Annotated in this window: 31 protein-coding genes; 12 read left to right on the top strand and 19 right to left on the bottom strand. The window is 49.0% G+C overall.

Annotated features, from left to right (window positions below):
* Positions 1-14 precede the first annotated feature (14 nt).
* The gene (locus tag KNQ13_RS10740; protein ID WP_026831450.1) at positions 15-1,484 is read right to left on the bottom strand and encodes a PH domain-containing protein; all 1,470 of its coding nucleotides are present in this window, start codon (positions 1,482-1,484) and stop codon (positions 15-17) included.
* The gene (locus KNQ13_RS10735) at positions 1,481-1,984 is read right to left on the bottom strand and encodes a PH domain-containing protein (protein WP_026831451.1); all 504 of its coding nucleotides are present in this window, start codon (positions 1,982-1,984) and stop codon (positions 1,481-1,483) included. The genes KNQ13_RS10740 and KNQ13_RS10735 overlap by 4 nt, the downstream gene beginning before the upstream one ends.
* Positions 1,985-2,117: 133 nt before the next feature.
* Here KNQ13_RS10735 and KNQ13_RS10730 point away from each other — a divergent pair, with 133 nt between their 5' ends.
* Positions 2,118-2,573, top strand: coding sequence for a hypothetical protein (locus KNQ13_RS10730; protein WP_014970474.1), 456 nt, complete (start codon positions 2,118-2,120; stop codon positions 2,571-2,573).
* 22 nt (positions 2,574-2,595) lie between these two features.
* Here KNQ13_RS10730 and KNQ13_RS10725 read toward each other — a convergent pair whose 3' ends face one another.
* The gene (locus KNQ13_RS10725) at positions 2,596-3,030 is read right to left on the bottom strand and encodes a MarR family winged helix-turn-helix transcriptional regulator (protein WP_014970475.1); all 435 of its coding nucleotides are present in this window, start codon (positions 3,028-3,030) and stop codon (positions 2,596-2,598) included.
* 105 nt (positions 3,031-3,135) lie between these two features.
* Here KNQ13_RS10725 and KNQ13_RS10720 point away from each other — a divergent pair, with 105 nt between their 5' ends.
* Entirely contained in the window at positions 3,136-3,561 is a 426-nt protein-coding gene (locus tag KNQ13_RS10720) for an organic hydroperoxide resistance protein (protein ID WP_014970476.1), read from the top strand.
* A 201-nt stretch (positions 3,562-3,762) separates the two neighbouring features.
* On the opposite strand, the gene KNQ13_RS10715 is transcribed toward KNQ13_RS10720, so the two are convergent.
* Positions 3,763-4,902, bottom strand: a complete 1,140-nt coding sequence (locus KNQ13_RS10715) for a Six-bladed beta-propeller, TolB-like protein (RefSeq protein WP_209548335.1) — start codon at positions 4,900-4,902, stop codon at positions 3,763-3,765.
* A 136-nt stretch (positions 4,903-5,038) separates the two neighbouring features.
* Between KNQ13_RS10715 and KNQ13_RS10710 the strand changes: the two genes are divergently transcribed.
* From KNQ13_RS10710 to KNQ13_RS10700, 3 genes are all read left to right on the top strand, one after another.
* Positions 5,039-6,118 carry a GTP pyrophosphokinase gene (locus KNQ13_RS10710; RefSeq protein ID WP_236630017.1) on the top strand — a complete coding sequence of 360 codons (1,080 nt, stop codon included), beginning with the start codon at positions 5,039-5,041 and terminating at the stop codon, positions 6,116-6,118.
* A gap of 63 nt (positions 6,119-6,181) precedes the next feature.
* Complete coding sequence (locus KNQ13_RS10705) at positions 6,182-6,625, top strand: MarR family winged helix-turn-helix transcriptional regulator (protein WP_014970479.1); 444 nt, start codon at positions 6,182-6,184, stop codon at positions 6,623-6,625.
* A gap of 69 nt (positions 6,626-6,694) precedes the next feature.
* Complete coding sequence (locus tag KNQ13_RS10700) at positions 6,695-7,708, top strand: tetratricopeptide repeat protein (protein ID WP_209548336.1); 1,014 nt, start codon at positions 6,695-6,697, stop codon at positions 7,706-7,708.
* Positions 7,709-7,785: 77 nt separating this feature from the next.
* On the opposite strand, the gene KNQ13_RS10695 is transcribed toward KNQ13_RS10700, so the two are convergent.
* From KNQ13_RS10695 to KNQ13_RS10675, 5 genes are read right to left on the bottom strand one after another with little or no spacing between them, the layout of a single operon-like run.
* Positions 7,786-8,691, bottom strand: coding sequence for an aminoglycoside phosphotransferase family protein (locus KNQ13_RS10695; protein ID WP_026830793.1), 906 nt, complete (start codon positions 8,689-8,691; stop codon positions 7,786-7,788).
* Positions 8,692-8,747: 56 nt separating this feature from the next.
* Positions 8,748-9,317: a guanylate kinase gene (locus tag KNQ13_RS10690; RefSeq protein ID WP_014970482.1), complete on the bottom strand. Its 570-nt coding sequence runs from the start codon at positions 9,315-9,317 to the stop codon at positions 8,748-8,750.
* Entirely contained in the window at positions 9,307-9,783 is a 477-nt protein-coding gene (locus KNQ13_RS10685) for a hypothetical protein (protein WP_026830792.1), read from the bottom strand. Before KNQ13_RS10685 ends, KNQ13_RS10690 begins: the two co-directional genes overlap by 11 nt.
* Before the next feature lie 12 nt (positions 9,784-9,795).
* Positions 9,796-10,524, bottom strand: a complete 729-nt coding sequence (locus tag KNQ13_RS10680; protein WP_236624387.1) for a glycerophosphodiester phosphodiesterase — start codon at positions 10,522-10,524, stop codon at positions 9,796-9,798.
* Positions 10,524-12,002, bottom strand: coding sequence for a carboxypeptidase M32 (locus KNQ13_RS10675; protein WP_014970485.1), 1,479 nt, complete (start codon positions 12,000-12,002; stop codon positions 10,524-10,526). Before KNQ13_RS10675 ends, KNQ13_RS10680 begins: the two co-directional genes overlap by 1 nt.
* A 141-nt stretch (positions 12,003-12,143) precedes the next feature.
* Between KNQ13_RS10675 and KNQ13_RS10670 the strand changes: the two genes are divergently transcribed.
* Entirely contained in the window at positions 12,144-12,764 is a 621-nt protein-coding gene (locus KNQ13_RS10670; protein ID WP_014970486.1) for an LPS core heptose (II) kinase, read from the top strand.
* 320 nt (positions 12,765-13,084) lie between these two features.
* Here the strand turns inward: KNQ13_RS10670 and KNQ13_RS10665 are convergent, their stop codons facing one another.
* The gene (locus KNQ13_RS10665; RefSeq protein WP_209548337.1) at positions 13,085-13,453 is read right to left on the bottom strand and encodes a PH domain-containing protein; all 369 of its coding nucleotides are present in this window, start codon (positions 13,451-13,453) and stop codon (positions 13,085-13,087) included.
* On the opposite strand from KNQ13_RS10665, the gene KNQ13_RS10660 reads away from it, so the two are divergent.
* Entirely contained in the window at positions 13,446-13,979 is a 534-nt protein-coding gene (locus KNQ13_RS10660; protein ID WP_345774521.1) for a class I SAM-dependent methyltransferase, read from the top strand. The genes KNQ13_RS10665 and KNQ13_RS10660 overlap by 8 nt on opposite strands.
* A 220-nt stretch (positions 13,980-14,199) precedes the next feature.
* Here KNQ13_RS10660 and KNQ13_RS16215 read toward each other — a convergent pair whose 3' ends face one another.
* The 3 genes from KNQ13_RS16215 to KNQ13_RS10650 form a co-directional block, all read right to left on the bottom strand.
* The gene (locus KNQ13_RS16215; RefSeq protein WP_312846194.1) at positions 14,200-14,376 is read right to left on the bottom strand and encodes a hypothetical protein; all 177 of its coding nucleotides are present in this window, start codon (positions 14,374-14,376) and stop codon (positions 14,200-14,202) included.
* Between the two features lie 389 nt (positions 14,377-14,765).
* A complete protein-coding gene (locus KNQ13_RS15990; protein WP_251027411.1) occupies positions 14,766-14,912 on the bottom strand; it encodes a hypothetical protein in 147 nt (48 codons plus the stop codon).
* Positions 14,872-15,291 carry a DUF402 domain-containing protein gene (locus KNQ13_RS10650; RefSeq protein WP_261974132.1) on the bottom strand — a complete coding sequence of 140 codons (420 nt, stop codon included), beginning with the start codon at positions 15,289-15,291 and terminating at the stop codon, positions 14,872-14,874. Before KNQ13_RS10650 ends, KNQ13_RS15990 begins: the two co-directional genes overlap by 41 nt.
* Positions 15,292-15,440: 149 nt before the next feature.
* Here KNQ13_RS10650 and KNQ13_RS10645 point away from each other — a divergent pair, with 149 nt between their 5' ends.
* The 3 genes from KNQ13_RS10645 to KNQ13_RS10640 all read left to right on the top strand — a co-directional run bounded on the left by KNQ13_RS10645 (position 15,441) and on the right by KNQ13_RS10640 (position 16,960).
* Complete coding sequence (locus KNQ13_RS10645; protein WP_209548338.1) at positions 15,441-16,190, top strand: SDR family oxidoreductase; 750 nt, start codon at positions 15,441-15,443, stop codon at positions 16,188-16,190.
* A complete protein-coding gene (locus KNQ13_RS16120) occupies positions 16,190-16,315 on the top strand; it encodes a hypothetical protein (RefSeq protein WP_256439788.1) in 126 nt (41 codons plus the stop codon). Before KNQ13_RS10645 ends, KNQ13_RS16120 begins: the two co-directional genes overlap by 1 nt.
* Positions 16,316-16,471: 156 nt before the next feature.
* Positions 16,472-16,960: an NUDIX hydrolase gene (locus KNQ13_RS10640; protein WP_209548339.1), complete on the top strand. Its 489-nt coding sequence runs from the start codon at positions 16,472-16,474 to the stop codon at positions 16,958-16,960.
* A 69-nt stretch (positions 16,961-17,029) separates the two neighbouring features.
* Here the strand turns inward: KNQ13_RS10640 and KNQ13_RS10635 are convergent, their stop codons facing one another.
* The 3 genes from KNQ13_RS10635 to KNQ13_RS10625 form a co-directional block, all read right to left on the bottom strand.
* Positions 17,030-17,371 (bottom strand): cyclophilin-like fold protein, encoded by a 342-nt coding sequence (locus KNQ13_RS10635; RefSeq protein ID WP_236624382.1) that lies wholly within the window; start codon positions 17,369-17,371, stop codon positions 17,030-17,032.
* Positions 17,372-17,486: 115 nt separating this feature from the next.
* Complete coding sequence (locus tag KNQ13_RS10630; RefSeq protein ID WP_209548341.1) at positions 17,487-18,062, bottom strand: DapH/DapD/GlmU-related protein; 576 nt, start codon at positions 18,060-18,062, stop codon at positions 17,487-17,489.
* 5 nt (positions 18,063-18,067) lie between these two features.
* Positions 18,068-18,805, bottom strand: coding sequence for an SDR family oxidoreductase (locus KNQ13_RS10625; protein WP_026830785.1), 738 nt, complete (start codon positions 18,803-18,805; stop codon positions 18,068-18,070).
* A 113-nt stretch (positions 18,806-18,918) separates the two neighbouring features.
* On the opposite strand from KNQ13_RS10625, the gene KNQ13_RS10620 reads away from it, so the two are divergent.
* Complete coding sequence (locus tag KNQ13_RS10620) at positions 18,919-19,812, top strand: LysR family transcriptional regulator (protein WP_209548342.1); 894 nt, start codon at positions 18,919-18,921, stop codon at positions 19,810-19,812.
* Between the two features lie 101 nt (positions 19,813-19,913).
* Here the strand turns inward: KNQ13_RS10620 and KNQ13_RS10615 are convergent, their stop codons facing one another.
* The 3 genes from KNQ13_RS10615 to KNQ13_RS10605 all read right to left on the bottom strand — a co-directional run bounded on the left by KNQ13_RS10615 (position 19,914) and on the right by KNQ13_RS10605 (position 21,202).
* Positions 19,914-20,417 (bottom strand): GNAT family N-acetyltransferase, encoded by a 504-nt coding sequence (locus tag KNQ13_RS10615; RefSeq protein ID WP_209548343.1) that lies wholly within the window; start codon positions 20,415-20,417, stop codon positions 19,914-19,916.
* 76 nt (positions 20,418-20,493) lie between these two features.
* Positions 20,494-20,889, bottom strand: coding sequence for an RDD family protein (locus KNQ13_RS10610; protein WP_209548344.1), 396 nt, complete (start codon positions 20,887-20,889; stop codon positions 20,494-20,496).
* Positions 20,890-21,004: 115 nt separating this feature from the next.
* On the bottom strand, positions 21,005-21,202 hold the full coding sequence (locus tag KNQ13_RS10605) for a hypothetical protein (protein WP_026830781.1): 198 nt from the start codon (positions 21,200-21,202) through the stop codon (positions 21,005-21,007).
* Between the two features lie 421 nt (positions 21,203-21,623).
* Here KNQ13_RS10605 and KNQ13_RS10600 point away from each other — a divergent pair.
* Positions 21,624-21,784: helix-turn-helix domain-containing protein (locus KNQ13_RS10600; RefSeq protein ID WP_214773224.1), on the top strand; the 161-nt coding region annotated here is incomplete at its 3' end.

Genomic DNA, 21,784 nt, shown 5'->3' with positions numbered 1-21,784 from the left:
ACTTCCTTCCGTCCCTAAGTTTCTTCAACATATTCGCCGTCTGATCGATCTGTCCCTGCTGACGGCGGAATCGGTTTAAGAAACGTCTGTTGATACCAACCTAAAACTTCGACGAATTCGGCCTGAGTGAAATACCCCGCCTGGAATACACTTGATCCACGAAGCGTGATCTGGAACTTCAAAATATCCTTCTCTTCCAGAAACCGCGACACTTGACTCGAAAAGGCTTCGATTTTCAGACGTGGCGCATAAATCGTTTCCCGATTGACGAGTTCCTTCCGTAAGACAAATAAATCGTTCTGATACCCATACCGTGTATTTTTGTACCCGGACCGGGCAAGGATGTAATACAGCGGCAGGAACAAAAATAAAATCAGACCCAAATAGCGGATGGACTCCGGTAACCAGTAAATGAGTGCCCCGTTCAAGACGGTCAACAAACTGGCATAACTTAAAAGCGGCCAACGAACGATATAAAAAAATCCACGGTCGACGGCACGTTTTTCTGGTGTGAGTTGTTTGAAACGCGGTAAAAATCGTTTCAAAAAGTGGTCGATATCCGCGACACGGATGAAGGGGTGTAACAATAGTTTTTCCTCTTCCCCACTTGCCGAGATGATATGCAGGGACAGGTGGGCCCGCTTGAACCGACGTTTGATCCAGTTTTCCTCGATGACGAGTGCCTGGACCTTGTCTTGATGAAACACGACTTCGGTCCGGTTCACCAATCCGTAACCAATCGTCATCCGTCGTTTATTTAACGTCGCCCGAAACGAACCATACCGCAGAACGAAAACAAGTATCGAGCCAACATAGATGAGGAAGAGGACAGCACCTCCGATGACAAGTAACAGTAACAAGGAGAGATGCAACAATTCATTGAAGACTTGACTGATGTATTGTTCGATGAAGCGATTGACGAATTGATAGACGGCCCCGACACCAACAAGCGCGAGACCCAGTCGTCCAGATAAGGCACCTGCAAACAAAAGATCCGTCAGACTGACCGTGTAGGTTTCGCCCGCCTCCTGTTCTAAAACGGGTTGGGTCGTCCCTGTCCCGATCGTCGACTTCAACTGTTTCGCGAAGTCAAGCCGGACTCCCTTCAACTCGACTTCCGGTTTGCCACTGTCAGACGAAGTCTCGACGGTCAAGGTCGCAAGACCCAGCAACCGCTCCAGCACGTTTTGATTGATACCAATCGATTCGATACGTTGGCGTTGGGTCGTCCGCTCACTTTTACGGAATACGCCTTTATTGACCCGGATCGATTGTTCATCGATCGTAAACGTATAAAAGTACCAGGAGACGATGCCGAAGAGTAAGATGACGAGACTGACAACGGCCACACCGATCATCGTATAAAAACCAAAACCGTCGTTTTTTAAATCGTTGAACAAGAGAACGGCAATCGGAATGACGAGTGACCGGAGATGGGTCAACGTGGCCATCAAGATGAACAGCGGATGGACACGTCGTGTCATAACGACTCCTCCTCTTGTTCTTCCAGTTTCGCAAAACGTTCGATCCGTTGTCTCAGTATCGCCGCTTGGGTGACCTCGAGTCCCGGTAACTCGATTTGTCCCGATGCAGTATGAACGTTCATATTCATCAAATTCAGACGACGTAAGATCGGACCGGACGACGTATCGATGATTTGGACTTTGACGAGCGGCGTGACGACGTGGCGCAACACTACGATTCCAAACTCGACGACTAAAAATTCGTCATCCACCCGGTACTTAAAATACCGTTGGCGGATGTCCGGGATATAAACAAACTGTAGTAAAAATAACATCAGTAAGATGGCGGCCACGATCCACATCCACCAGGGAGATAGATCGAGCCACTTGATTTGGACGAACGTGGCGACTCCGACGAGTAGCGTATAAATGGTATACTGGATACCGACGGATTGACGTTCGGCGGTTACCGAAGCACGTGGCAAGTGTTGCCAGTTTTCGGTCGGATGATTCGATTGCATAAAATCTCCTGCCTTTCGTTTTTCCATACGGGAGCAGACCCGTTGAAGTTTCAGCGCGATCAATCAGACATTGACATTTCCCTGCGAATCATCGCATATATAAAAGAGTAGAAATGTATTTCAAGGAGGAACCATGCTAACATTTGAAGAAAAATTAACTATTATTGAGACTTTCCCACAACTTGTCCGGAAAGAAGTGTCACTGAACCGTGTTAACTTCCATTTCCCTGAAAGCCAGTTCGAGAAAAAAATCGTCGTCTATCATCTTCATCCGAACGGAAACGGTTTTGTCTACGCAGCAGGATTACCCGGCTACGAAAAAGACCGGAAAGGTTTCGTCAACATCCGGGAATTCTCGGAGCCCGCTCTGATCCTCTTGCTTCAAGATGCGATCAAAGCTCTTGAAACGGTCGAGACGGTCGAAACGTTGGAAGAAACATGGATCAACGACAACCAATTCGAATTGACGTTGTTAAATGAAGACCTGGACACATGGTTGGTCTATGCCGGCGACTTGCTCGACGGAGCTTTTAATTCGTACAAAGAAGCAGCCAACTATCTGGAAGAAGAAGGCTTCCGCCGGAAATAAGGAAGGAACATGAACGGGACTGTTAATCAGTTCCGTTCATTTTTATCGTCAGCCGGTTTAACGTTTGTTTAACCAATTCAAAATCCTCTTCCGACACACCCAATAATTCTTTTAAGGCGAGCGGAATCTGTTCCGCTTCGTTGCGTAAGCTGTTTCCTTTTTCCGTCAATGTGATCTGGATGTGACGTTCGTCTGCCGGATTTTTGATACGCTCGATCAAACCCGATGCTTCCAGCTTTTTCAGCAACGGCGTTAATGTACCGGAGTCGAGGTGTAAACGTTCACCAACCGCCTTTAACGATTGTTGGTCTTTTTCCCATAACACCAGCATGACCAGATATTGCGGATACGTTAATCCAAGCGGTTCCAATAACGGGCGGTACCGTTTCGTGATTTCACGGGAAATCGCATAAAACGGAAAACAGAGTTGTTCCTCTAGTAATAAGGGATTCGACATAAAAAGCCTCCTTCAAGCAAAATAGTTGTATTCTTCATTAGATTGTATACAATCTAATTGTAAGCTACTTAAAAAAATAATGAAATGCGAAAGGACGTTATGATTATGAAACCGATGTTCACATCATCTGCAACAGCTGTAGGAGGACGCGATGGTCGCGTCGTATCAGAAGACGGTATCCTGGATGTTGCCCTCGCCATGCCTGTACCCGGATCAAAAAAAGAAGCGACAAACCCGGAGCAATTGTTTGCTGCTGGATACTCGGCTTGTTTTGATTCCGCGTTAAATCTTGTTGCTCGTAAACAAGGCATCAAACATGATGGAAGTGAAGTAACTGCCCACGTCACGTTAAACGAAGCGGCTGATGGGTTCACACTTTCCGTCGAACTTGATGTCCTCGTCCGTGGTGTCTCGGAAGAACAAGCTGCGGAACTCGGAAAAATCGCGCATACGGTTTGCCCTTACTCACGCGCAACAGCTGGAAACATTCAAGTCGATATCTTCACACGAACAACTGACGACGCAGAATAAGCATACCATTCTCCTCTTCTTTCTTGGTCGATTGGGCCAAAAAGGAAGAGGTTTTTCTTGTATTCCAGAGGTTATGAGGCATACTTATTCGATAGTTTTTGTTTTTTGATAAAATACTTATGGTATATGAAATAAATAATGCCCGGATTTAAGAATCACACTGCTTGATTCACAGTGTGATCAGGTGATTTGTTCGTTTTTTTATTTGAGTTGTTTGACCGACAAGATGACGAGTTCGCCGGACACGATCATATAATACGCATCTTCGAATCGATGCCGGACGTTTTGTTCCCCGTCAAAGACCGTCACCATCGGCTCCGCGTCTTCCCCAATCGATTCATGCAGATAAAAGCGGTCGCGCAAGACACGTTCGAACGGTTCCCGGTCCAAGTAACGGGCACCGGTCCGGAGGTTCATCACTTCATGGTGCTGATCGGAACGTTCGTTGACGATGAAGATCGTCGACTCGACGTCGTCATACGTAAAATCAAGCGGTTCATAGTCACTCCAGCGGATCCGTTCATGTTCCGTGATGGCGGATTCATCTTTGATCTCATAAAACACCTCTTCGTTTAACCGTTCCGTATAGGCGCTAAAGACAAGGTTTCCGGTCTGTTCACCCAGATATTGCACCGTATCCCCTTCCCCCTCCAGCCGTAACAACGTCTGGAAGGACAGTCGTTCGACCCCTTGTTCGATCTCCGCGACGATCGTCGCAAGCGAGGCAATCAGCAGACTTTCCGAATGATCGATCGGATCTTCTGGTGAGATGACGCCACTCTCGAGCGCATCGTAAAACGAAAATTCATCGAGCCTTGCATTACAGACGATATAATCCGTCGCATCCAGCGTGACAAGGAAAAAATAGAGTTCGCGGTAATTCTCCGTTATCCCGTACAGCCGTTCATCCTTGATCACATGTTGTTGACGTGTTTCAACGTCGTACAAAAAAGCCGTCGTCGTCTGATCGACGTGTAACAACACCATATACCGGGCGTTCAGCACCCAGTAGAGCGTCAAATCCCCACCCAGTTGCCACGATGCGAGCTGTTCGCTTGTTCCGGAATGCAGATCAATCGCGAGCAACGACGTCTCGCCTCCTTCATTTCGGTCCTGCTCGTTGAGACAATAGACTTTTCCTTGTTTGACGAACGGTCGGGTCGGTCCATGATCCTGTAACGGTTCTGTCGTCAAATCCACTTGTTCCTGGTCTTCCAGGTCAAACCGACTGATATGAAACTGATCGCCGTCGAGTCGTCGCCGGAAATAGACCGTTGACGGTGTGACATGTAAAATATCCGAATGATCGGCGGGTAACGCCCGTGCGTCCAAGATTTCCATTCTAGCACCCCTCCCAGATGTTCTATTCTTTCTTTCCCACGAAGCGCAGTCCTTGAAACAGGGTCATCCCGTGCGTCCTGTGAAAACGAATGCTACAATACAGCTAGAAGAAGATATGACGAGGAAGGTGAAATCCGTGCAATCCCAAGACTTAAATACGATGATGCTCGAATACGTGAATGAAAAGGAAGACTATGATGCCTTTGCCGATAAATTAAAAGTATTATTATCGGAACTGCTCGACGCAGCCGGCATCAAATACCATTCGATCGTCGCCCGGACAAAGGAATCGGAGAGCCTGTACCAAAAAGTTCTGCGACAACCGAATAAATACCAATCGCTCCGCGACGTCCACGATCTGACCGGCATCCGGATCGTCACCTATTTTCATGATGATGTCCGGGAAGCGGCCCGAATCATTGAAAATGAGTTCTCGATCGACCGCGATCAGTCGGTCGACAAATCGACATTACTCGATACGACCGAATTCGGTTACCTGTCCGTCCACTTCGTCGCCGCCTTAAGCGAACAACGGTTAGCGCTCAGCGAATACGGCCGCTTCAAGGAACATACGGCGGAAATCCAGATCCGGTCGATTTTACAGCATGCCTGGGCGGAGATCGAACATGACTTAGGTTATAAAAACCCGAACAGCGTCCCGGCCGAAGTCCGGCGCAGTTTCAGCCGCGTCGCCGGTCTGCTTGAAATCGCCGATCAGGAGTTCGTCAACATCAAAAAACAATTAAAACAATTTGAGGATGAGACGGTCCAACAGATTTTATCCGACCCCCATCAAGTCCGGATCACATCGGACAACTTAAACTATTTCATTGATCACTCCTCCGTCATCAATGCGTTAGATAAACAGCTGGTCACCTCGCAAATGATGCTCGATTCCGATCAACAACTGATCAACGAATTGATCCGGATGTTCCACTACGTCGACATTCGCAATTACGGCGAACTGATCGAGGCCGTGTCCGTCCACAGCCCGCTCGCCTTGAAGTGTGCCCAGGTCATGCCAAATCCGTTCCTGCCACGCCAAGGAATCGGCATCGCCTACATCTGTATGGCCGTGACGATCGCCGGCAACGACCCCCACCGGATTGATTACTTCTTCCGGCGGTTTTATCCCGAGCTGCGAAATGTCGGGGAGATCATCAAACAAGTCCAACCGTTGACGGAAGAGATGATTCAAGAGAAAAATATTGATTAAACTAAAATTTTTCACTATACTAAATCTCGGGTGAAGAAACTACGGTACAGAAAGAGTGAAACTATGGCAACTACATTAGAAGTAGCAAATCGCGATCAGTTGATCGTCGATACAGAAAAAGGGTTGCGGATGAACTACCGCGCCATCAAAAAAGATGTCCGGAGCATGTTTACGACGTACTTGACACGAAATGAATTCTTTATCTTGAAGTCGCTTTGCACAAGCAGCCCGCAAATCGCGTCGGCTTTGTCGAATGAATTCCAGTTTTCAGCCAGTATGATTACGGCACTTGCGGATGAATTGACGAAAAAAGGACTGATTTCACGGGAGCGCAGTGAACTGGACCGTCGTGTCGTCGAACTGCGGGCAACCGAAGACGGCATCGAATTGTATGGCAAACTGGAAGCGATGAAGATGGAATACCTCTCGGACGTCTTCGCTGATTTTTCGGATGCCGAGCTTGATACGTTCCGGACGTTACTGACAAAACTCGAACAACAAAATTAAGGCCTGTCCCTTCAGCCGGTTCGGTTGAAGGGTTTTTGCTCTGACTTCAGATGAAGGAGTGACTTGAAGATGACGTTTTCCCTCGAAACACAAACGGATCGGTTGACGATTCGTCCGCTTGATTCATCGGATTACCCGGACTGTCTTGCCGCTTCTCTTGTCCCGGCCGGCTTTACTGAATCCGATTTTAAGACGGTCGTCGCTTTACACCAACAAGGGGCAGCAGACGATCGCGAATACCACTTCGGCGTTTTTCGTACGGAAGAGGGGCTACCGCTCGGAAGGATCATCCTGTCGACACTCGCACGAAACGATTTTCAATGGGCCCGGATCGGTTATGCGTTCCCTGCACCATCGCTCGACGAATACGGGGTGGAAGCCTTGACTGCGGTACATACACTGGCGTTCGATCACCTCCATTTTCACCGGATCGAGCTGCACATCGACCCGAGCCATCAGCCGTCGCTTGCACTCGCTGAGCGTCTCGGCATGCAGGAGGAAGGGATCCGCCACCAGTTTTTAGCGCAACACGAGACGTGGATCGACCAACGGATCTTCGTCAGTCTGCGACAGGAGCGGACCACGACACAAACCCGTCCCCATGACTGGGAACAGGTCCGGCTATTGCGGCAGACCAACCACTACGCCGATGCTAAAAAACTGGTTACTTCGTATCTCGATCAGACACCTGACGATCCGTTCGTGAATTATCAGATGGCTTGGTGTCACGATAGCCTCGGCGAAGAAGCGGCTGCCGTCCCCTACTACGTCCAGGCGATTGAGGCCGGCTTATCGGCCCCTGACTTGCAACAGGCATACGTCGGTCTTGGTAGTACTTACCGGGCACTCGGGCGTTATGAAGAGGCCTATACGACCTTGACGGAAGGACTGACTCACTTCCCGGACCATCCGGCGTTACAAACGTTTTTAGCCTTGACGCTGTACAATCTTGACCGTTCGTCCGAGTCGATCGGACTCCTCGTCAAGACGCTTGTCGAGACGACACACGATGCAGACATTCGGACCTATCGACGGGCATTACGATTTTACGCCGAACACCTGGAGGAAATGTGGGACAGTTGATGGTACACAAATAAGACGGTCGTTTACCACAGAGCATCGCGTGGGAAACAACCGTCTTATTTTTTTGTCTAACACTCTTAAAACGAAGTGTACCAGTCGGGCCGCGCTCGTTCGAAATGATGATGTTCCACGAGGATCGATTCAAGACGGGCTGTCATCGGTCCGATTTCCTCCGGGGCGTGACGTTGGGTCCAGACAAGCGACGAAAATAACGCCATCGCAAGATACACGGCATACACTTCCCAAAAGACGTCCGGCACGTCACCGTCAAAATAACCGTCGATTTGACCAACAGCAAACGGACGGCTGTCCGCGACTTGGAACAGCCCAAGTTTGACGAAGTCGTGCCATGGGTCCCCAAAATCGTAATTCGAAAAATCAATTACCCCCGTCAGATTAGACCCGTCCGTAATCAGATTGTCGAGATGAAAGTCATCATGCTGAAAATGATTCGGCCGCCCTTTCACCAGATGCCGGCGCTCTTTGATCAAGGAAAGGATTGCCTCGTCCGCTTTTAGTCGAATCGGTCCCTGCTCATACAGTCGGACATACCGTTGATGTTTGTCCAGACACCGTCCATACCACGGATTGACGTCTGCCGGTGCTGCATACTGATGAAGACGCCTCAAAAGCCGCCCTGCTTCCTGTCCCATACCATATGCCGTTTCCTGAAGAAGCGGCAAGGTCTTCTTCACCGTTTGCCCAGACAGGAAACCGTACCAAACGTAACAGATCGACGGCAACTGTTTGACAGCAAACGGTTCCGGAACAGGCAAACCTTCCTGCTTCATCCGTTGGAGCCACGTAAACTCTGCCCGTTTTCGTTCAAACGTTTCCCGTGGAGCGACATGGACAATCGATGTTCGTCCGTTTTGCTGAAGGACATATTTCGGATGACGGGAATACCGGTTTTTGATTCGTTCCCATACCACGATGCCTTGAAATTCAGGTTGTTCCCGTAACATCTGTTCGATTGGATCCATCAGAACCTCCTGTTTGAGAATGGATGAAAAAACAGCAAGGAACGAATTCCCTGCTGTTACGATTCGGACGGTTGTCCCGGGATATAGGCGGAAATGATTCCGAGTAAATCCACATACGCTTGTTCAAAGTCGATGTTTTCAATCATATAGTCATAATGATCCCGGTCTTTCCAGGCATCGGCATAATCGACGAGTCGCGCTTCGAACTCCGGTGTATCGCCCCGCATCAACAATCGTTCTTTCATTAAATCCGGCGGAACGGATACAAAAATCGTAATCACCTGATCCGCGAACAACGTTTTGAACGCCGCTGCGCCTTTCGGGTCGATGTCCTTGATGACGATTCCGTCTGTTGCGAGAATCTCCTCGTATGCTTGCCGCGGAGTCCCGTACCAGGCGCGGTGGACATGGGCATATTCGATGAAGCCGTTCTCTTGGATCAATTGTTGAAAGGTTTTGACGTCAACGAAATGATAACTCTCACCATCGTGTTCCGTTGGCCGTTTCGGTCGAGTCGTCACAGATGGAATAAAGCGGACACGTTCATATTCATGGCGTAACCGTTTAATCAAGGAAGACTTTCCGCTGCCTGATCCACCAATCAATAGAATGATTTTACCTGACATCGTCATCCTCCTTTTGTTGTTGCATGGTCATGAAATAGCTTGAAAAACGTAAAGAAAACTGTTCCAGCTCACTGTCTTCAATAACACCGTAAATCGGACGAATGACTACTAAATACCGATCATACGTCAAAATCCGTGAGACGTCGTTCCGTGTCATCTGGACCTGTTTTTCCGGATAACTTGCGACATAATACCAGTCAACGGCAATCCGGCTCGGTGTTTGACTCGTGTAGATCCACGTCCGACGCAAACGATCGTGTTCGATCGTACTCGTTAAAGCAAAACGTTGTACCATCTTTAATTCGGTTTTCGCGTCGCGAAGTCCTCCCTGAAAATCATCCGGTTTCGTCACCGATTCCTCGATCCGTTTTGGTTTCGGGGCAGGTAGACTGGCAAAACCAATCTGCAGACCGATGACGAGCGCTGCTACTGACGCTAAAATGATAAACAACTGCTCCTTGCGCATGACGCTTCCTCCTTAGTGGATGGACAAGCTTGCCTTGAAACCTTTTGGATCATTGACGATGACGGCGTCAACGCCCAGCATGATCATCCGCCGCACGTCTTCGACCGATTTTGGTGTGTAGACACGGACCTCAATCCCCGCCGCATGGGCCAGTCTGACATCGCCCTTCGTCACCCGTCGGTAATCCGGGTGAATCGCTTTTGCTCCCAGTTGTTTCGCCTGCTGTTCCGGATGATAAAGCGGATACGGATAAAGGATGGCCGTCTCGACACCCGGATCGAGTTTTCGGACCGTATCGATGGAATAATGGTTAAAGGAACTGAAAATCAATCGATTTTTCTCAATCCCATGTGCGTGACAACGCCCTAACGTATAGGCTTCGATTCCCGGATAGCGGATCGTATCCGTCTTCAGTTCAATATTCAGTTTCACATTCGTCGGAGCGAGCAACGCCAACACTTCATCGAGCGTCGGAATCGTTGTTTTCACCGGTCCATCGCTACCTTTGAAACGGGCACCGGCGTTCAACTGTTTCAGTTCGGCTACCGTCAGATCAACGACCCGCCCCGTACCGTCCGTCGTCCGATTGACGGTCTCGTCATGAATGATGACACCAACACCGTCGCGTGAGAAATGGACATCAAACTCAATTCCGTCAACATCGGGAATCGCCGCCTCGATCGCTTCGAGCGTGTTTTCCGGAAACTGATCGCTCGCTCCGCGATGGGCAAACCAACGCATCATAACGCCTCGACGACCCGTGTATATTTCGCCGTCAAATAGTGGATCAACGGTTGGACCGAAATCGCTTGACCGGTTGCCGCTTGAATCAGCTCTGCTGGTGTTTTCGCTTTTCCATATTGATGAATGTTTAGATTGAGCCATTCCTTGATCGGTGCCAGCGTTCCGTCGGCAATCAGTTGATCGACGTTTGCGACATCACGACGCAAGGCTTCGTTCAACTGGGCGCTATAGACGAGACCAAGCGCGTAACTCGGGAAGTATCCGAACGAACCGCCGGACCAGTGGACGTCCTGTAAGACCCCTTTTGCGTTTGACGGGACGTCGACTCCCAAGTATTCCTTATAGAGACGGTTCCATTCTGCCGGCAAATTCTTGACTTCCAGCTCACCTGTAATCAATCGTTTTTCGAGTTCATACCGGATGATGATATGGAGCGCATACGTCAGCTCATCCGCTTCGATCCGGATGAGGGACGGTTTGACTTCATTAACAGCAGCATAAAATGTCTCGAACGGCACGTCTTTCAACGATGAAATCGCCTGTTGCAACCCGGCATAACGGGCCGCGAGGAACCCTTGATTACGACCGATGAAGTTCTCAAAGAACAACGATTGTGACTCGTGGATGCCCATCGAGGCCCCTTCTCCAAGTCCAAGCGTATCGAGTTCCGGTGCGATACCTTGTTCGTACGTCGCGTGTCCCGCTTCATGCATCGTTCCGAACACAGAATTGCGGTAGTCGGCTTCATCATACTTCGTCGTGACCCGCGCATCCTTCCGGTTGATCGTCGTCTGGAACGGATGGACCGTCTCATCGAGTCGTCCGGCCGTGAAATCGTACCCGATATCGTTTAACCATTCATGATTCAACTGAATCTGCGTGTCCCGGTCCGCTGACCAGTCGAGTGTCGGGAACGTTTTCCCATCCAGCTGTTTCAACAGTGTGATGATTGCTTGCCGTAATTCTGCGAATAACGGATCGAGTTCCGCGACCGTCATGCCCGGCTCATAATCATGTAACAAGGCATCATACGGATGTTGTGCATATCCCCAGTACTCGACGAATTTCCGTTCCATGGCAACGATTTTTTCTAAGTACGGCGCAAACAATTCCCAATCGTCGGCATCTTTCGCCTTTTCCCAGACACTTTCAGCTTCTGAAATCAGCGTAATGAACGTCTGATACTCCGCTTCCGGAATCTTTGAATCCCGGTCATACGCTTGTTTCGCTTTTTCGTACGAAACTGCTTCCAGACCGGTCAATGTCTCTTGCCCCATCGCTTCTAACAACGATTGATAGACCGTTCCCGTCCGGCGACGGAAACTTTCCGTTGACAAAAAACCGATCGATTTCGACCGATTTTCGGCTGACTGTTCCGGCATGTAGGTCCGCATGTCCCAGTAGAGTAACGCAACTGCTTCCTCATAGGCACGAAGCGATTCAAAATGGTCACGCCATTGTTGTAATGTATTCATTAAAATTCCCCCTTGGCTCGGTAGTGGCTGTACATTTTCAGCATATCACAAAATGTTCAAAACTTTCACACACGAACAGTTTTCTGAAACCTTCTGCCGGAAAACAGCGTATAATTAAAGAAGAGAAAGGAAGTGGCATTTGTGAAAACAGATTCCGAATTGGCTTTTGCCATCCACCTGACAGAGATCGAGGAGGGCTATACCGTCACCGCTCACCCAGACGAACTGGACTGGATCGGAACAGGTCGAAGTGCGTTTGTGTTCCGGGTCCGCGAAACGGATCGGGTGATCAAGAAGTTTTTCCCATCGCACCGCCATCTTGCGGCAATCGAGGGGTCAATTTATGAACAATTAAGTCCCTTTGCGACGTATGCGGAACAGTATGAATATGGGACTGACTACCTCGTCATCGAATACATCGAAGGACAAACGTTGTTCGAGTGTCTGATCAGCGGGACACTCATCACGGACGATGTCATCCAAACGGTCGATCGGGCTTTAGCTGAAGCACGTTCCGTCGGTTTGAATCCATCGGACATCCATCTTCGGAACATCCTGTTGACGCCAACCGGGACACGGATCATCGACGTCGCCCGATTCCGCCAGACCGATCCGTGTACGCAATGGGATGATTTAAAGCGTGCTTATCACTATTTTTATGCGAAGGCGTATTTCCCGAAACGTTTCTCTGAATCGTTTTTGAACACGATCGCCGACGTTTATAAAGGACGTCTGTTCGAATCGATGCGCAAGACAGGATAAACAACAATGACCGACAGTCGGTGGGCTGTCGGTCATTTCTTTATCTGGAATGGGACGGATCCTTACGGGGTCCGTTTTTGATTGTTCGGACGAGCAGATAGTTGATTTGTACCTGTTATGAGTGGTAGAGGATGAATCGTTCTGGAATGATTGGTAAGGTTTAGTTTGGTGTTTTTTAAACAAATTAATTACGAGAATTGAAATAAAATCAACGGACTCGTTTTGGTCGACAGATCGTGGCGATGAGTGTCACGAGCAGAAATAGTCTTTTTTTCTTCGATAAACGTTTCATTAATCGTCTCATTATTTCTCAACTCCTTTTACAAAATCGCGTTGGCAATCAGCAGGTCAATTTTTCGGACATCGACTTTTTTGTTGAGATTGATCTTGATCATTCCGGCCCGGGTAAAAAGTTGAACTTCCGAGTTGATGTCAAACATCCCGCCAGCGTTTTCCGTTGAGTACATGTTAATCGACTTGTAAGGAATCGAATAAACTTCGACCTTTTTCCCGGTCAACCCTTGGGCGTCCCGGATGATCAGCCGGTGTGTCGTGAAGATGGCGACGTCACGGATCGTCTTGTAGGCGGACAACGCCCGTTCGTCCGGAATCAATAACCCTTGCACGTCTTGCGGGATGTCACACTCAGAAACGAAGGTCCATGCGAGTTGACCCAGTGGATTGCTCATCAAAAATCGCCTGCTTTCTGCTTTTGATTGGCTTGCTGTTTGTCTCAGGATACCATATCCTGTCATCTTTGCGGGAGGTTCATCATTCCCGGTAATGGAAACGAAACATGGCAGTCAGGTCGACACGATTGATCTCGCGCAAACATCGGTTGACTGCGCAAACGAATGGGCGCGAGAACGGAAACTCGATGTCCGCTTCCAGCAAGGAAACCTGTTTGAGCTTCCGTTCGAACACGGGACGTATGATTTTGTCTATGATTCCGGTTGTTTCCACCATATCGCGCCCCACCATCGAAACGACTACATCCGTATCGTCTCGGATGCCTTTCTGCCGGGCGGCTGTTTTGCCCTGACCTGTTTCGTCGAAGGTGGACAGTACGGCGGTCTCGGCTTCACGGAAGACAAACTCCGGTCGATTTTCGACATGTTCGATGTGCTTGAAATCCGCTTGATGCAGGAGGCCGCTCCGACGGAGGTCGCCTTCGGATTCTCCGGACTGTGGACCGCCCTGTTTCAAAAAAAATAATCGGATAAGCAAAAACCGGTGTCCCCTTCAGCTGTTGAAGGGGACACCGGTTTTAGAATGCGTTCTATCATTTTGTTATCGCTCTCAAACCAATCTGAACAAGCTCCCGTAAATCCTCAATGATGACATCGGCCTGTGACAGTTCCGCTTCGTTTGAAAAATCGAACCGATAGCCGACGGCAGGCAACTGATTAACCTTCGCCGCCGTAAAGTCGGATATCTAGTCTCCGACGACGACCGCTTCCGTTAGCTGGTGCTCGGACAGGATGCAGGTGACCAAATCACTTTTTTGCGACGAAGCGACGTCTTCAATGCTGTAGACGCCGTCCAGCCAGCGGTGTTTCTCCGGTCCAGCGACCAGGGGCGCGTAAAAAGCAGAACGCATCTTCCAGGGCATGACCGAGAATCCGGTTTATCTGAAATAACGTTCCATCCGTATCAAGTATGTAAACCTGTTTCATGATGATTTCCTCCGTGATTTTTAAGATACGACTTCCCGTCAATTGTCTCAATGTGTTACAAACTTTCTGCGGACCGCCTACTCGTTTTTCTGATTTACGGGTAAAGACAACTAACGAGATATGTCGTGTTTCAGAAAGAAAAAGGAGATGAAACATCATGATGGTGCTCATCGTGGTCGCCTTAGCAGTCATCAGTATCGTTCTGTTTGTCCTTTATAATAATCACAACAAAATTGTTTAGCGGCATCTCACGAGACTGCGGTTATTTCAAATTTCTACCATCCCATTGATTCTATTTCTAATCAATGGGATATGTTTGTTTTGATCACACATCGCCTAGTACGTCATGATGCACACGAGCAAGCGGATGGAGCAGAACATTCTTCATCCGGATTTGATGTTGCAACACCTCGACTTCTTTCCATGCTGCATCATACTGCGTCCGATTGATCGCACTCGTTGTCCAGCTCATCCGCATCATGGATCAGACACTCGCCGGATGGCAACAGAACCAGATCCAAAAATAAATCGTCCCAGAAAACCCCGGTCGTATCCCGTCCATGTTGAAGACAAATATCGATGTACGATTGAACGATCTTTCCCTTTTCATCAAACATCGTCGTGACGACATGCTGTTTTCCGATCGGAAACTGTTGGAGCCAGGAATAGCCGTCGCCAACCAGCTGAATCGTCTGTTCTGAATACCGAACATGCAACGGGTGCGTCACCTGAATCATATCGAGCCGTGTTACATACCCGGTGAACGATTCCGTCTCAAGGTACAGCTCCCGGTAGTTTCGTTCGATTATCCGCTTCCATGACGAGCGCGTTGCGTATTTCCGTTTCAACACGTTGAACCACCTCTTTTTCCATCATAGCATTTGGAAACAGATGGATTCTATTGTATTTTGTAAAAAAATCCCTCTTTTTTTCTGGACACCATTCTTTTCATCACGGTACAATGAACACACATAGAGGGACTTATATTGGAGGCGTTGTTATGTCATACTCACCCCGGATCGCACTCATTACCGGTGCGAGCCATCCCGATGATATCGGTACGGCGATTTGCCGGAAGCTTGCGGCTCAAGGGATGACGATTTGTTTTACATACTGGAAAGCCGATCCTTCCTGGATCAAGGCGTTTCAAGCAGAGCTGACGGCAAACGGTACCCAACACGAAGTGTTCGAAATCGACCTGTCGGCACCCGATGCTGCAGAACGTGTTTTCGCCCATACACTCTCAACGGTAGGTACGCCGTCCGTCCTGATCAACAATGCCGCTCATTCGACGCAGACCAATTTGGCTTCCTTGGACATTGCAGCACTCGATGCCCACTACGCCGTCAACATCCGGAGCACGTTGCTGTTATCGGTCCTGTTTGCCCGTCAGTTCGAGCAAGCCGGTTTGCAGAATGGTCGCATCGTCAACATGACGTCCGGACAGGATCTCGGTCCGATGCCGGATGAACTCGCTTATGCCACAACGAAAGGGGCGATTTCAGCGTTTACGACCTCGTTTTCGCTCGCCATCGCGCCGCTTGGGATTACCGTCAACGCGCTCAATCCCGGACCAACCGATTCGACATGGATGACGGATGACGTCCGGACGCAGCTGCAACCGCAGTTTCCGTTCGGACGGATCGGTACGCCGAATGATGCCGCGCGGACCATTGCCTTTCTCGTCAGTGAAGACGCCGCCTGGATCACAGGACAGATCATTCATGCAGAGGGTGGATTTATCCGGTAATGGAGGAGCGACCGAGCGTTTCCGAATGGTTATCCGCGCAAGAACTTTTGTTCGAACAGATTCTGTTGATTGAAGTGATTCCGACGAATCTGTCCGCCCTTCACTGCGATTGCAGCCTGACATGAGTGTTCAGCAATTTACCGATGTACTGTCAACATATGCGATCCACCTCAATCCAGCCGAATGATTGAGACGTGATCACGAACAAGGTTGCTGTTCCGTCCTGTGCAAACACTGGTTACATCAAAGCCGATCTTACAGATCTTGAAGGAGGTCTCTACATGGGGTATATCTCAGAATTACGCAAGACAATCGGCAGTCGTCCGATCATCAGCGTCGGTACGACGGTCCTCGTGACGAACGATCAACGGGAAGTCTTATTCCAACACCGGTCCGATACACACGACTGGGGACTGCCCGGCGGATCGATGGAGCTTGGCGAAACACTCGAAGAAGTCGCCATCCGCGAACTGCAGGAGGAGACTGGTCTACAGACGACTCAACTGGAACTGATCGGTGTCTTTTCCGGTCCCCGCTTTTACTTCCAGTATCCGAACGGGGATGAAACATACAGCGTCATTCATCTTTATCATGCAAAAGACGTCACGGGGACGCTTAGGATGCTGGACGGAGAAAGTCTGAATCTGAGCTACTTCAGCCAGGCGACACTTCCCGAGACGATCGAGCGCCGGGCCAACGAGTTGCTTAAACAACTTGGAGACCGGTTATGGAACTTGGATAGTTCCTTTTCACCTCTGTCCCTGAAATGACCACAAAAACATCAATTTAAAAAGACTTACAACCGGTCAGTGACCAGCTGTAAGTCTTTTTTACGTCGCTCATTCATTCGGAAAACGAATCTGGACACTTTCGGGGGCAAACAGGGATTGGATGTCCTCAAAATCGGTGATTTTTCCGATTCGTGTATATTCAGCCGCCGGTTCGACCGCTTCATAAAAAATCACTAAACAATTGTTTTGATACAGCAGCACATCTCCGGCTTCAATCGTCTGAACCGATTGGGCATCCGTCGGGAACACCTTGTCGAAATAATGGTACTTTTCATTCCGATGCAAGTCATCCATTTTAATCGTAAACGGAGCGTCCGCCATCAAGGCTGCAGTAGTCGCGTTGTCTTCCAGTTGTACTGAAGCGATCTGACCATTGATTTCGATGTTCATGGTTTCCCTCTCCTTGACCGTTTTGTCTGATTCGGTCGACACAGGCGCCGACGTACCGCATCCCGACAGTACAAGTAAGAGGATCATAATTATGACAATCATGCGACGGTTCATCTCATCCCTCCGTCTCATCAACGTAACGGATGATTCGAGCCGGGGTACCGGCGACGATCGCCTTGTCCGGGACATCTTTCGTCACGGTCGCATTTGCTGCGACAATCGCGTGTTCGCCGATCGTCACCCCCGGTAGAATCGTTGCCCCCGCTCCAATCCAGGCATTTTGTTTCAGGCGAATCGGGGCAACGAGCAAACCACGCCGCTTTGCCGGACTGACCGGATGGTTGACGGTCAGCAACTTGGCAAACGGACCAATCAACACATGATCATCAATTTGAATTGAACCGAGATCCGTCAACATCACCCCACGGTTGATGAAGATGTCTTTTCCGAGCGAAATGTGTTGCCCGAAGTCCGTATAAAACGGGGGTAAGACGACAACACTTTCGTCGATCGGCTGACCGATCAACTCGGCTAACGTGTCACGAAACGCCTTTGGTGACAACAGTTGCTGGTTCAACCGGTGGAGCAATCGTTCTCCGTCGCGTTGTACGGCATGAATCTGCTCGAACAGGGGATCGTCTACCTCAATCAGTCGATTTTGAATCTGTTGAAGAAGTGATGATGATTCCATCGGCGTCACACGTGTTGTTGCGTCGGACGAATGATTAAGTTGCTGATCGAAACCCGGTCCGGTGTGTCGATTGCATACAAAACGGCTTGTGCCACATCTTCGCTCGTCAGTCCCCATTCCTGTTGCGCTTGACGAAGGGATTCGCCGACCGTTTGATCCTTGATCGTCGTGTAGAGTTCCGTCTGCACGGCACCTGGTGAAATGATGGTTGATTTAATCTGGTTTTCCCGTTGTTCTTGCCGCAGACCTTCCATAATGGCCCGGACGGCGAACTTCGTCCCACAATAGACGGCCGATTCCGGATAGACGACATGACCGGCGACTGAGTCCGTTGCAATGATATGACCGGCTTGTTGGTGTTCCATAATCGGTAACGCCGCGGCGATCCCGTTTAATACCCCCATGACATTGATATCAAGCATCTGTTTCCAGTCCTCCCGGTGACCAGCGGCAAGCGGTGCGGTCGGCATGATGCCGGCATTGTTAAAGAGAACATCAATCCGTCCAAATGCCGAATTTGCTTCCTGAATCACAGCTTCGACCTGATCAAACTGCGTGACGTCAGCCTGCTTAATCCGAATATCCGCTTGCGGATACGCGTCCCGGATGTCCTGTAATCGGTCGAGACGACGGGCTGCCAACATCAGTGTCGCTCCTCGTGCTGCTAATAAACGGGCTGTCGCTTCGCCAATCCCGCTTGATGCCCCCATAATGACGATAACTTTATTTAGTGGTGTACTCATTGATGTTCCTCCTTGTATGTCTTGCTTGTGTACAACACTACAAGTATCCATAAGCCATGTCTAATGCTAATATTACATCACCAGACATAACTAAAACGCATAGGAGGATTCTCATGGAACTACAACAGTTACGGTATTTTTTAGCGGTCGTCGAAGAAAAAAACATTACCCGGGCCGCACGCATTCTCCGGATCTCTCAACCGGCATTGTCCCGCCAACTGCAACGGTTGGAAGACGAGCTAAACGGTGTTTTATTTGACCGGACACCCAGCGGCATCGTTTTGACGGAGAGCGGTTATTATTTAGCCGAACGGGCGCGCGAAATGGTTACTCTGGCGGATAAAATCGTCACCAATCTGACGACGGAAGAAGCGTTGCACGGTGATCTCTACATCGGCGGCGGCGAGACGACCAGCATGTTGAGCGTTATCCGGGCATTTCATGAGATGCATCAGCAGCACCCTGAGGTTACCATCCGGATCCACAGCGGCAACGGTCAAGATATCCTCGATAAACTCGACAAAGGCATTCTCGATTTCGGTCTCGTAATTGAACCGTTTGACGTCAAGGAATATCATCATTTGCAGCTTGCAACAGCCGACCGATGGGGTATCTTGACACGAAGAGACCATCCGCTGGGCCAACAAACGACGGTCGATGCATCGGATTTACGGAATGCACCGTTGATCATCTCGGAACAAACCAAAGACCAGAAGCAGTTTGCTGAAAAAACGGGACTCGATTTCAATGCAAGCCGCATCGTCGGAACTTATAACTTACTGTTTAATGCGTCACTTTTGGTCAAAGAAGGACTTGGTCACGCTTTATGCCTGGATCACATCATCAATACAACAGGCAGTAAACTGATTTTTGTGCCACTCCTGCCGAACGTCACCTCAAACACGTTTTTGATTTGGAAAAAGGAAGCCGTCCTGTCACGTCCAGCGAAAAAATTATTGGAGTGGATAAACGATCAACCCCCAATAAAAAAGTGGACCGATTCATGAGTCGTCCCATCAATCGGTCCACCTTTCAGCGTTCACCAGTTAGCAAGTTGCCGGAGTATATTTATTTAGTTTACGGGTTCTCGTTCCGTCTGTTGACGGATTCATGAGAACGTCTTTTGATCCAGGAAGCACGGGTAGTTCGCTCCCGCCAATGGATAGACAAAGATGATTTCCCCGTTGGCTTCATCGATTTGTTGTGTGTTCTGAAAGCCATTTTTTTCATAAAACAAACACGCGGACCTGTTCTTTGGATGAACACTGAGAACAATCTCATCCACATCATACTGTTTGATAATGTACTGAATCGCCTGTTTCAGGAAAAGCTTGCCGTATCCTTTTTCTTGAAAGCGCCAATCCACCATAAAACGATCTAACCAAATATACCGTTCCTGTTCGTTCGCCGCTCCAATCATCAGAAATCCGATTGGACGATCCGCTTCACATAAGGCCAGACATGACCACTCGTGTACGAGATCTTGCCTGGCTTCTTGTAGGGACTGTTGATTAGTCTCGATAAAATCACGTTGAGTCGGAGCAACTTCCAATGCCAGAACCGCTTGTCGATTGCCGGCGTTGATCGGCTGAATATTAAGTGTCTTGATCACATCCGCACCTCTTCCTTTCCCGATTAAGAAAAACCGGTACTGGTTCTGCCTGACGTGTAAAGGCGAGGAAATCGCTTCATTTTCCCTTCCGCACAACACGCGTACCGGCGAATTCATCCTCCGGTAACACCGATCCGTCCTGCAGATAAATTTTACGGTTTTTCCATGCTTTGATCGGGGCAATCGTTTCCCGATAAGCAATCCGTTTCGCAATCTGTTTAACAGCGAGCGGTTGTCCGTTGTCGCTGACAACTTGAATCTGAAACAGTCGTTGCCCGATGGTTTGTCGGCTTCCTGTCGCGAGTTGTGTCGTCTCGATCAAGAAATTAACGGCTGGTTCCGTAATTAATGAATGAACTGCCTTGTTTTTGACACGTTTCAGTACTGTCTGCTCGAGCACTCCGGAAATCATCCCTTGTACGAGTAAATCAACGATCCCCGCCCCAATCCGGCGTTTTAATAATTCATCCATCTTCATTTCCTCCTTGTTTTAAAAATCATCCGGCTTGTCGTTCTATACCCGTTCGCCTTTGAAACAAAAAGACCTTTTTTGATACGGATCGCTCCGTTCAAAAAAGGTCTCGTCATCATGAAAACAACAGGACGATGCCGCTCAAACCAAACAGGCACATACCATACAACATGGCTGCGATTTGTTTACTTGATGCCGGGATGTCTTGACGAACGAACAGGCGCCCGTATTTGAAGGTCAAGACGACGCCCATGATGAGTGCTGCGAGGGCAAGGTTGGGTATTGCCATCAAAGTCAAATATATATTCAGCATCCGTCTCATCCTCTCCGGTTAGTTCGGTTCCTTATGTATATCCCTGTCTGCCCAGCCACGCGGTGCTCCCAGAGGCAACAAACAAATCCTCTCTCGTTCCGTTGGACCGTGGATTTTATCCGGCTTTGTTCATTCAACTTTCCGCTTTGATCATTTGATCGTTGACCATTGTTCGTTATCCGTTGAGCTGTCAGCGTTGAACTTTCACTTCAGGTTCCTTTCAGAACCGCTGTGAGGTGCATCGCACCGACGTTTTGTTATCGCACAAAACAAGCGTGTTTGGTCGCAGGATCATCGGACAAACAGGGAATTTTCATCAGGCGAAGATTTTCGTGACTGGATGGTCTACAGTTAGTTGGACATAAACCTTAAGGTCAATTAGACTTAGGAAAATTATGAACAGCAGAGGAGAATCACTTTCATGAATAAACGGGAACGAAGAATTTTTAGCGATTCATTCAAACAACAGATGGTCCAACTCCATTTGAATGGGAAATCACGCGCCGATATCATTCGGGAATATGACTTGACGCCTTCGGCATTTAATCGCTGGATCAACCAAAGTAAGACGACCGGATCCTT

Source organism: Exiguobacterium sp. s128, assembly GCF_018618815.1.
Classification (GTDB): Bacteria; Bacillota; Bacilli; order Exiguobacteriales; family Exiguobacteriaceae; genus Exiguobacterium_A; species Exiguobacterium_A antarcticum.
Note: the sequence above shows the minus strand (reverse complement) of the source record. Positions and strands in the feature narration are given on the sequence as shown.

What these genes read in the sequence shown, in the direction of transcription:
- KNQ13_RS10740 (WP_026831450.1), bottom strand. Translation starts at nt 1,484, where the DNA reads ATGACACGACGTGTCCATCCGCTGTTCATCTTGATGGCCACGTTGACC.
- KNQ13_RS10735 (WP_026831451.1), bottom strand. Translation starts at nt 1,984, where the DNA reads ATGCAATCGAATCATCCGACCGAAAACTGGCAACACTTGCCACGTGCT.
- KNQ13_RS10730 (WP_014970474.1), top strand. Translation starts at nt 2,118, where the DNA reads ATGCTAACATTTGAAGAAAAATTAACTATTATTGAGACTTTCCCACAA.
- KNQ13_RS10725 (WP_014970475.1), bottom strand. Translation starts at nt 3,030, where the DNA reads ATGTCGAATCCCTTATTACTAGAGGAACAACTCTGTTTTCCGTTTTAT.
- KNQ13_RS10720 (WP_014970476.1), top strand. Translation starts at nt 3,136, where the DNA reads ATGAAACCGATGTTCACATCATCTGCAACAGCTGTAGGAGGACGCGAT.
- KNQ13_RS10715 (WP_209548335.1), bottom strand. Translation starts at nt 4,902, where the DNA reads ATGGAAATCTTGGACGCACGGGCGTTACCCGCCGATCATTCGGATATT.
- KNQ13_RS10705 (WP_014970479.1), top strand. Translation starts at nt 6,182, where the DNA reads ATGGCAACTACATTAGAAGTAGCAAATCGCGATCAGTTGATCGTCGAT.
- KNQ13_RS10700 (WP_209548336.1), top strand. Translation starts at nt 6,695, where the DNA reads ATGACGTTTTCCCTCGAAACACAAACGGATCGGTTGACGATTCGTCCG.
- KNQ13_RS10695 (WP_026830793.1), bottom strand. Translation starts at nt 8,691, where the DNA reads ATGGATCCAATCGAACAGATGTTACGGGAACAACCTGAATTTCAAGGC.
- KNQ13_RS10690 (WP_014970482.1), bottom strand. Translation starts at nt 9,317, where the DNA reads ATGTCAGGTAAAATCATTCTATTGATTGGTGGATCAGGCAGCGGAAAG.
- KNQ13_RS10685 (WP_026830792.1), bottom strand. Translation starts at nt 9,783, where the DNA reads ATGCGCAAGGAGCAGTTGTTTATCATTTTAGCGTCAGTAGCAGCGCTC.
- KNQ13_RS10680 (WP_236624387.1), bottom strand. Translation starts at nt 10,524, where the DNA reads ATGCGTTGGTTTGCCCATCGCGGAGCGAGCGATCAGTTTCCGGAAAAC.
- KNQ13_RS10675 (WP_014970485.1), bottom strand. Translation starts at nt 12,002, where the DNA reads ATGAATACATTACAACAATGGCGTGACCATTTTGAATCGCTTCGTGCC.
- KNQ13_RS10665 (WP_209548337.1), bottom strand. Translation starts at nt 13,453, where the DNA reads ATGAGCAATCCACTGGGTCAACTCGCATGGACCTTCGTTTCTGAGTGT.
- KNQ13_RS16215 (WP_312846194.1), bottom strand. Translation starts at nt 14,376, where the DNA reads ATGCCCTGGAAGATGCGTTCTGCTTTTTACGCGCCCCTGGTCGCTGGA.
- KNQ13_RS15990 (WP_251027411.1), bottom strand. Translation starts at nt 14,912, where the DNA reads ATGAGCTGGACAACGAGTGCGATCAATCGGACGCAGTATGATGCAGCA.
- KNQ13_RS10645 (WP_209548338.1), top strand. Translation starts at nt 15,441, where the DNA reads ATGTCATACTCACCCCGGATCGCACTCATTACCGGTGCGAGCCATCCC.
- KNQ13_RS16120 (WP_256439788.1), top strand. Translation starts at nt 16,190, where the DNA reads ATGGAGGAGCGACCGAGCGTTTCCGAATGGTTATCCGCGCAAGAACTT.
- KNQ13_RS10640 (WP_209548339.1), top strand. Translation starts at nt 16,472, where the DNA reads ATGGGGTATATCTCAGAATTACGCAAGACAATCGGCAGTCGTCCGATC.
- KNQ13_RS10635 (WP_236624382.1), bottom strand. Translation starts at nt 17,371, where the DNA reads ATGAACATCGAAATCAATGGTCAGATCGCTTCAGTACAACTGGAAGAC.
- KNQ13_RS10630 (WP_209548341.1), bottom strand. Translation starts at nt 18,062, where the DNA reads ATGGAATCATCATCACTTCTTCAACAGATTCAAAATCGACTGATTGAG.
- KNQ13_RS10625 (WP_026830785.1), bottom strand. Translation starts at nt 18,805, where the DNA reads ATGAGTACACCACTAAATAAAGTTATCGTCATTATGGGGGCATCAAGC.
- KNQ13_RS10620 (WP_209548342.1), top strand. Translation starts at nt 18,919, where the DNA reads ATGGAACTACAACAGTTACGGTATTTTTTAGCGGTCGTCGAAGAAAAA.
- KNQ13_RS10610 (WP_209548344.1), bottom strand. Translation starts at nt 20,889, where the DNA reads ATGGATGAATTATTAAAACGCCGGATTGGGGCGGGGATCGTTGATTTA.
- KNQ13_RS10605 (WP_026830781.1), bottom strand. Translation starts at nt 21,202, where the DNA reads ATGCTGAATATATATTTGACTTTGATGGCAATACCCAACCTTGCCCTC.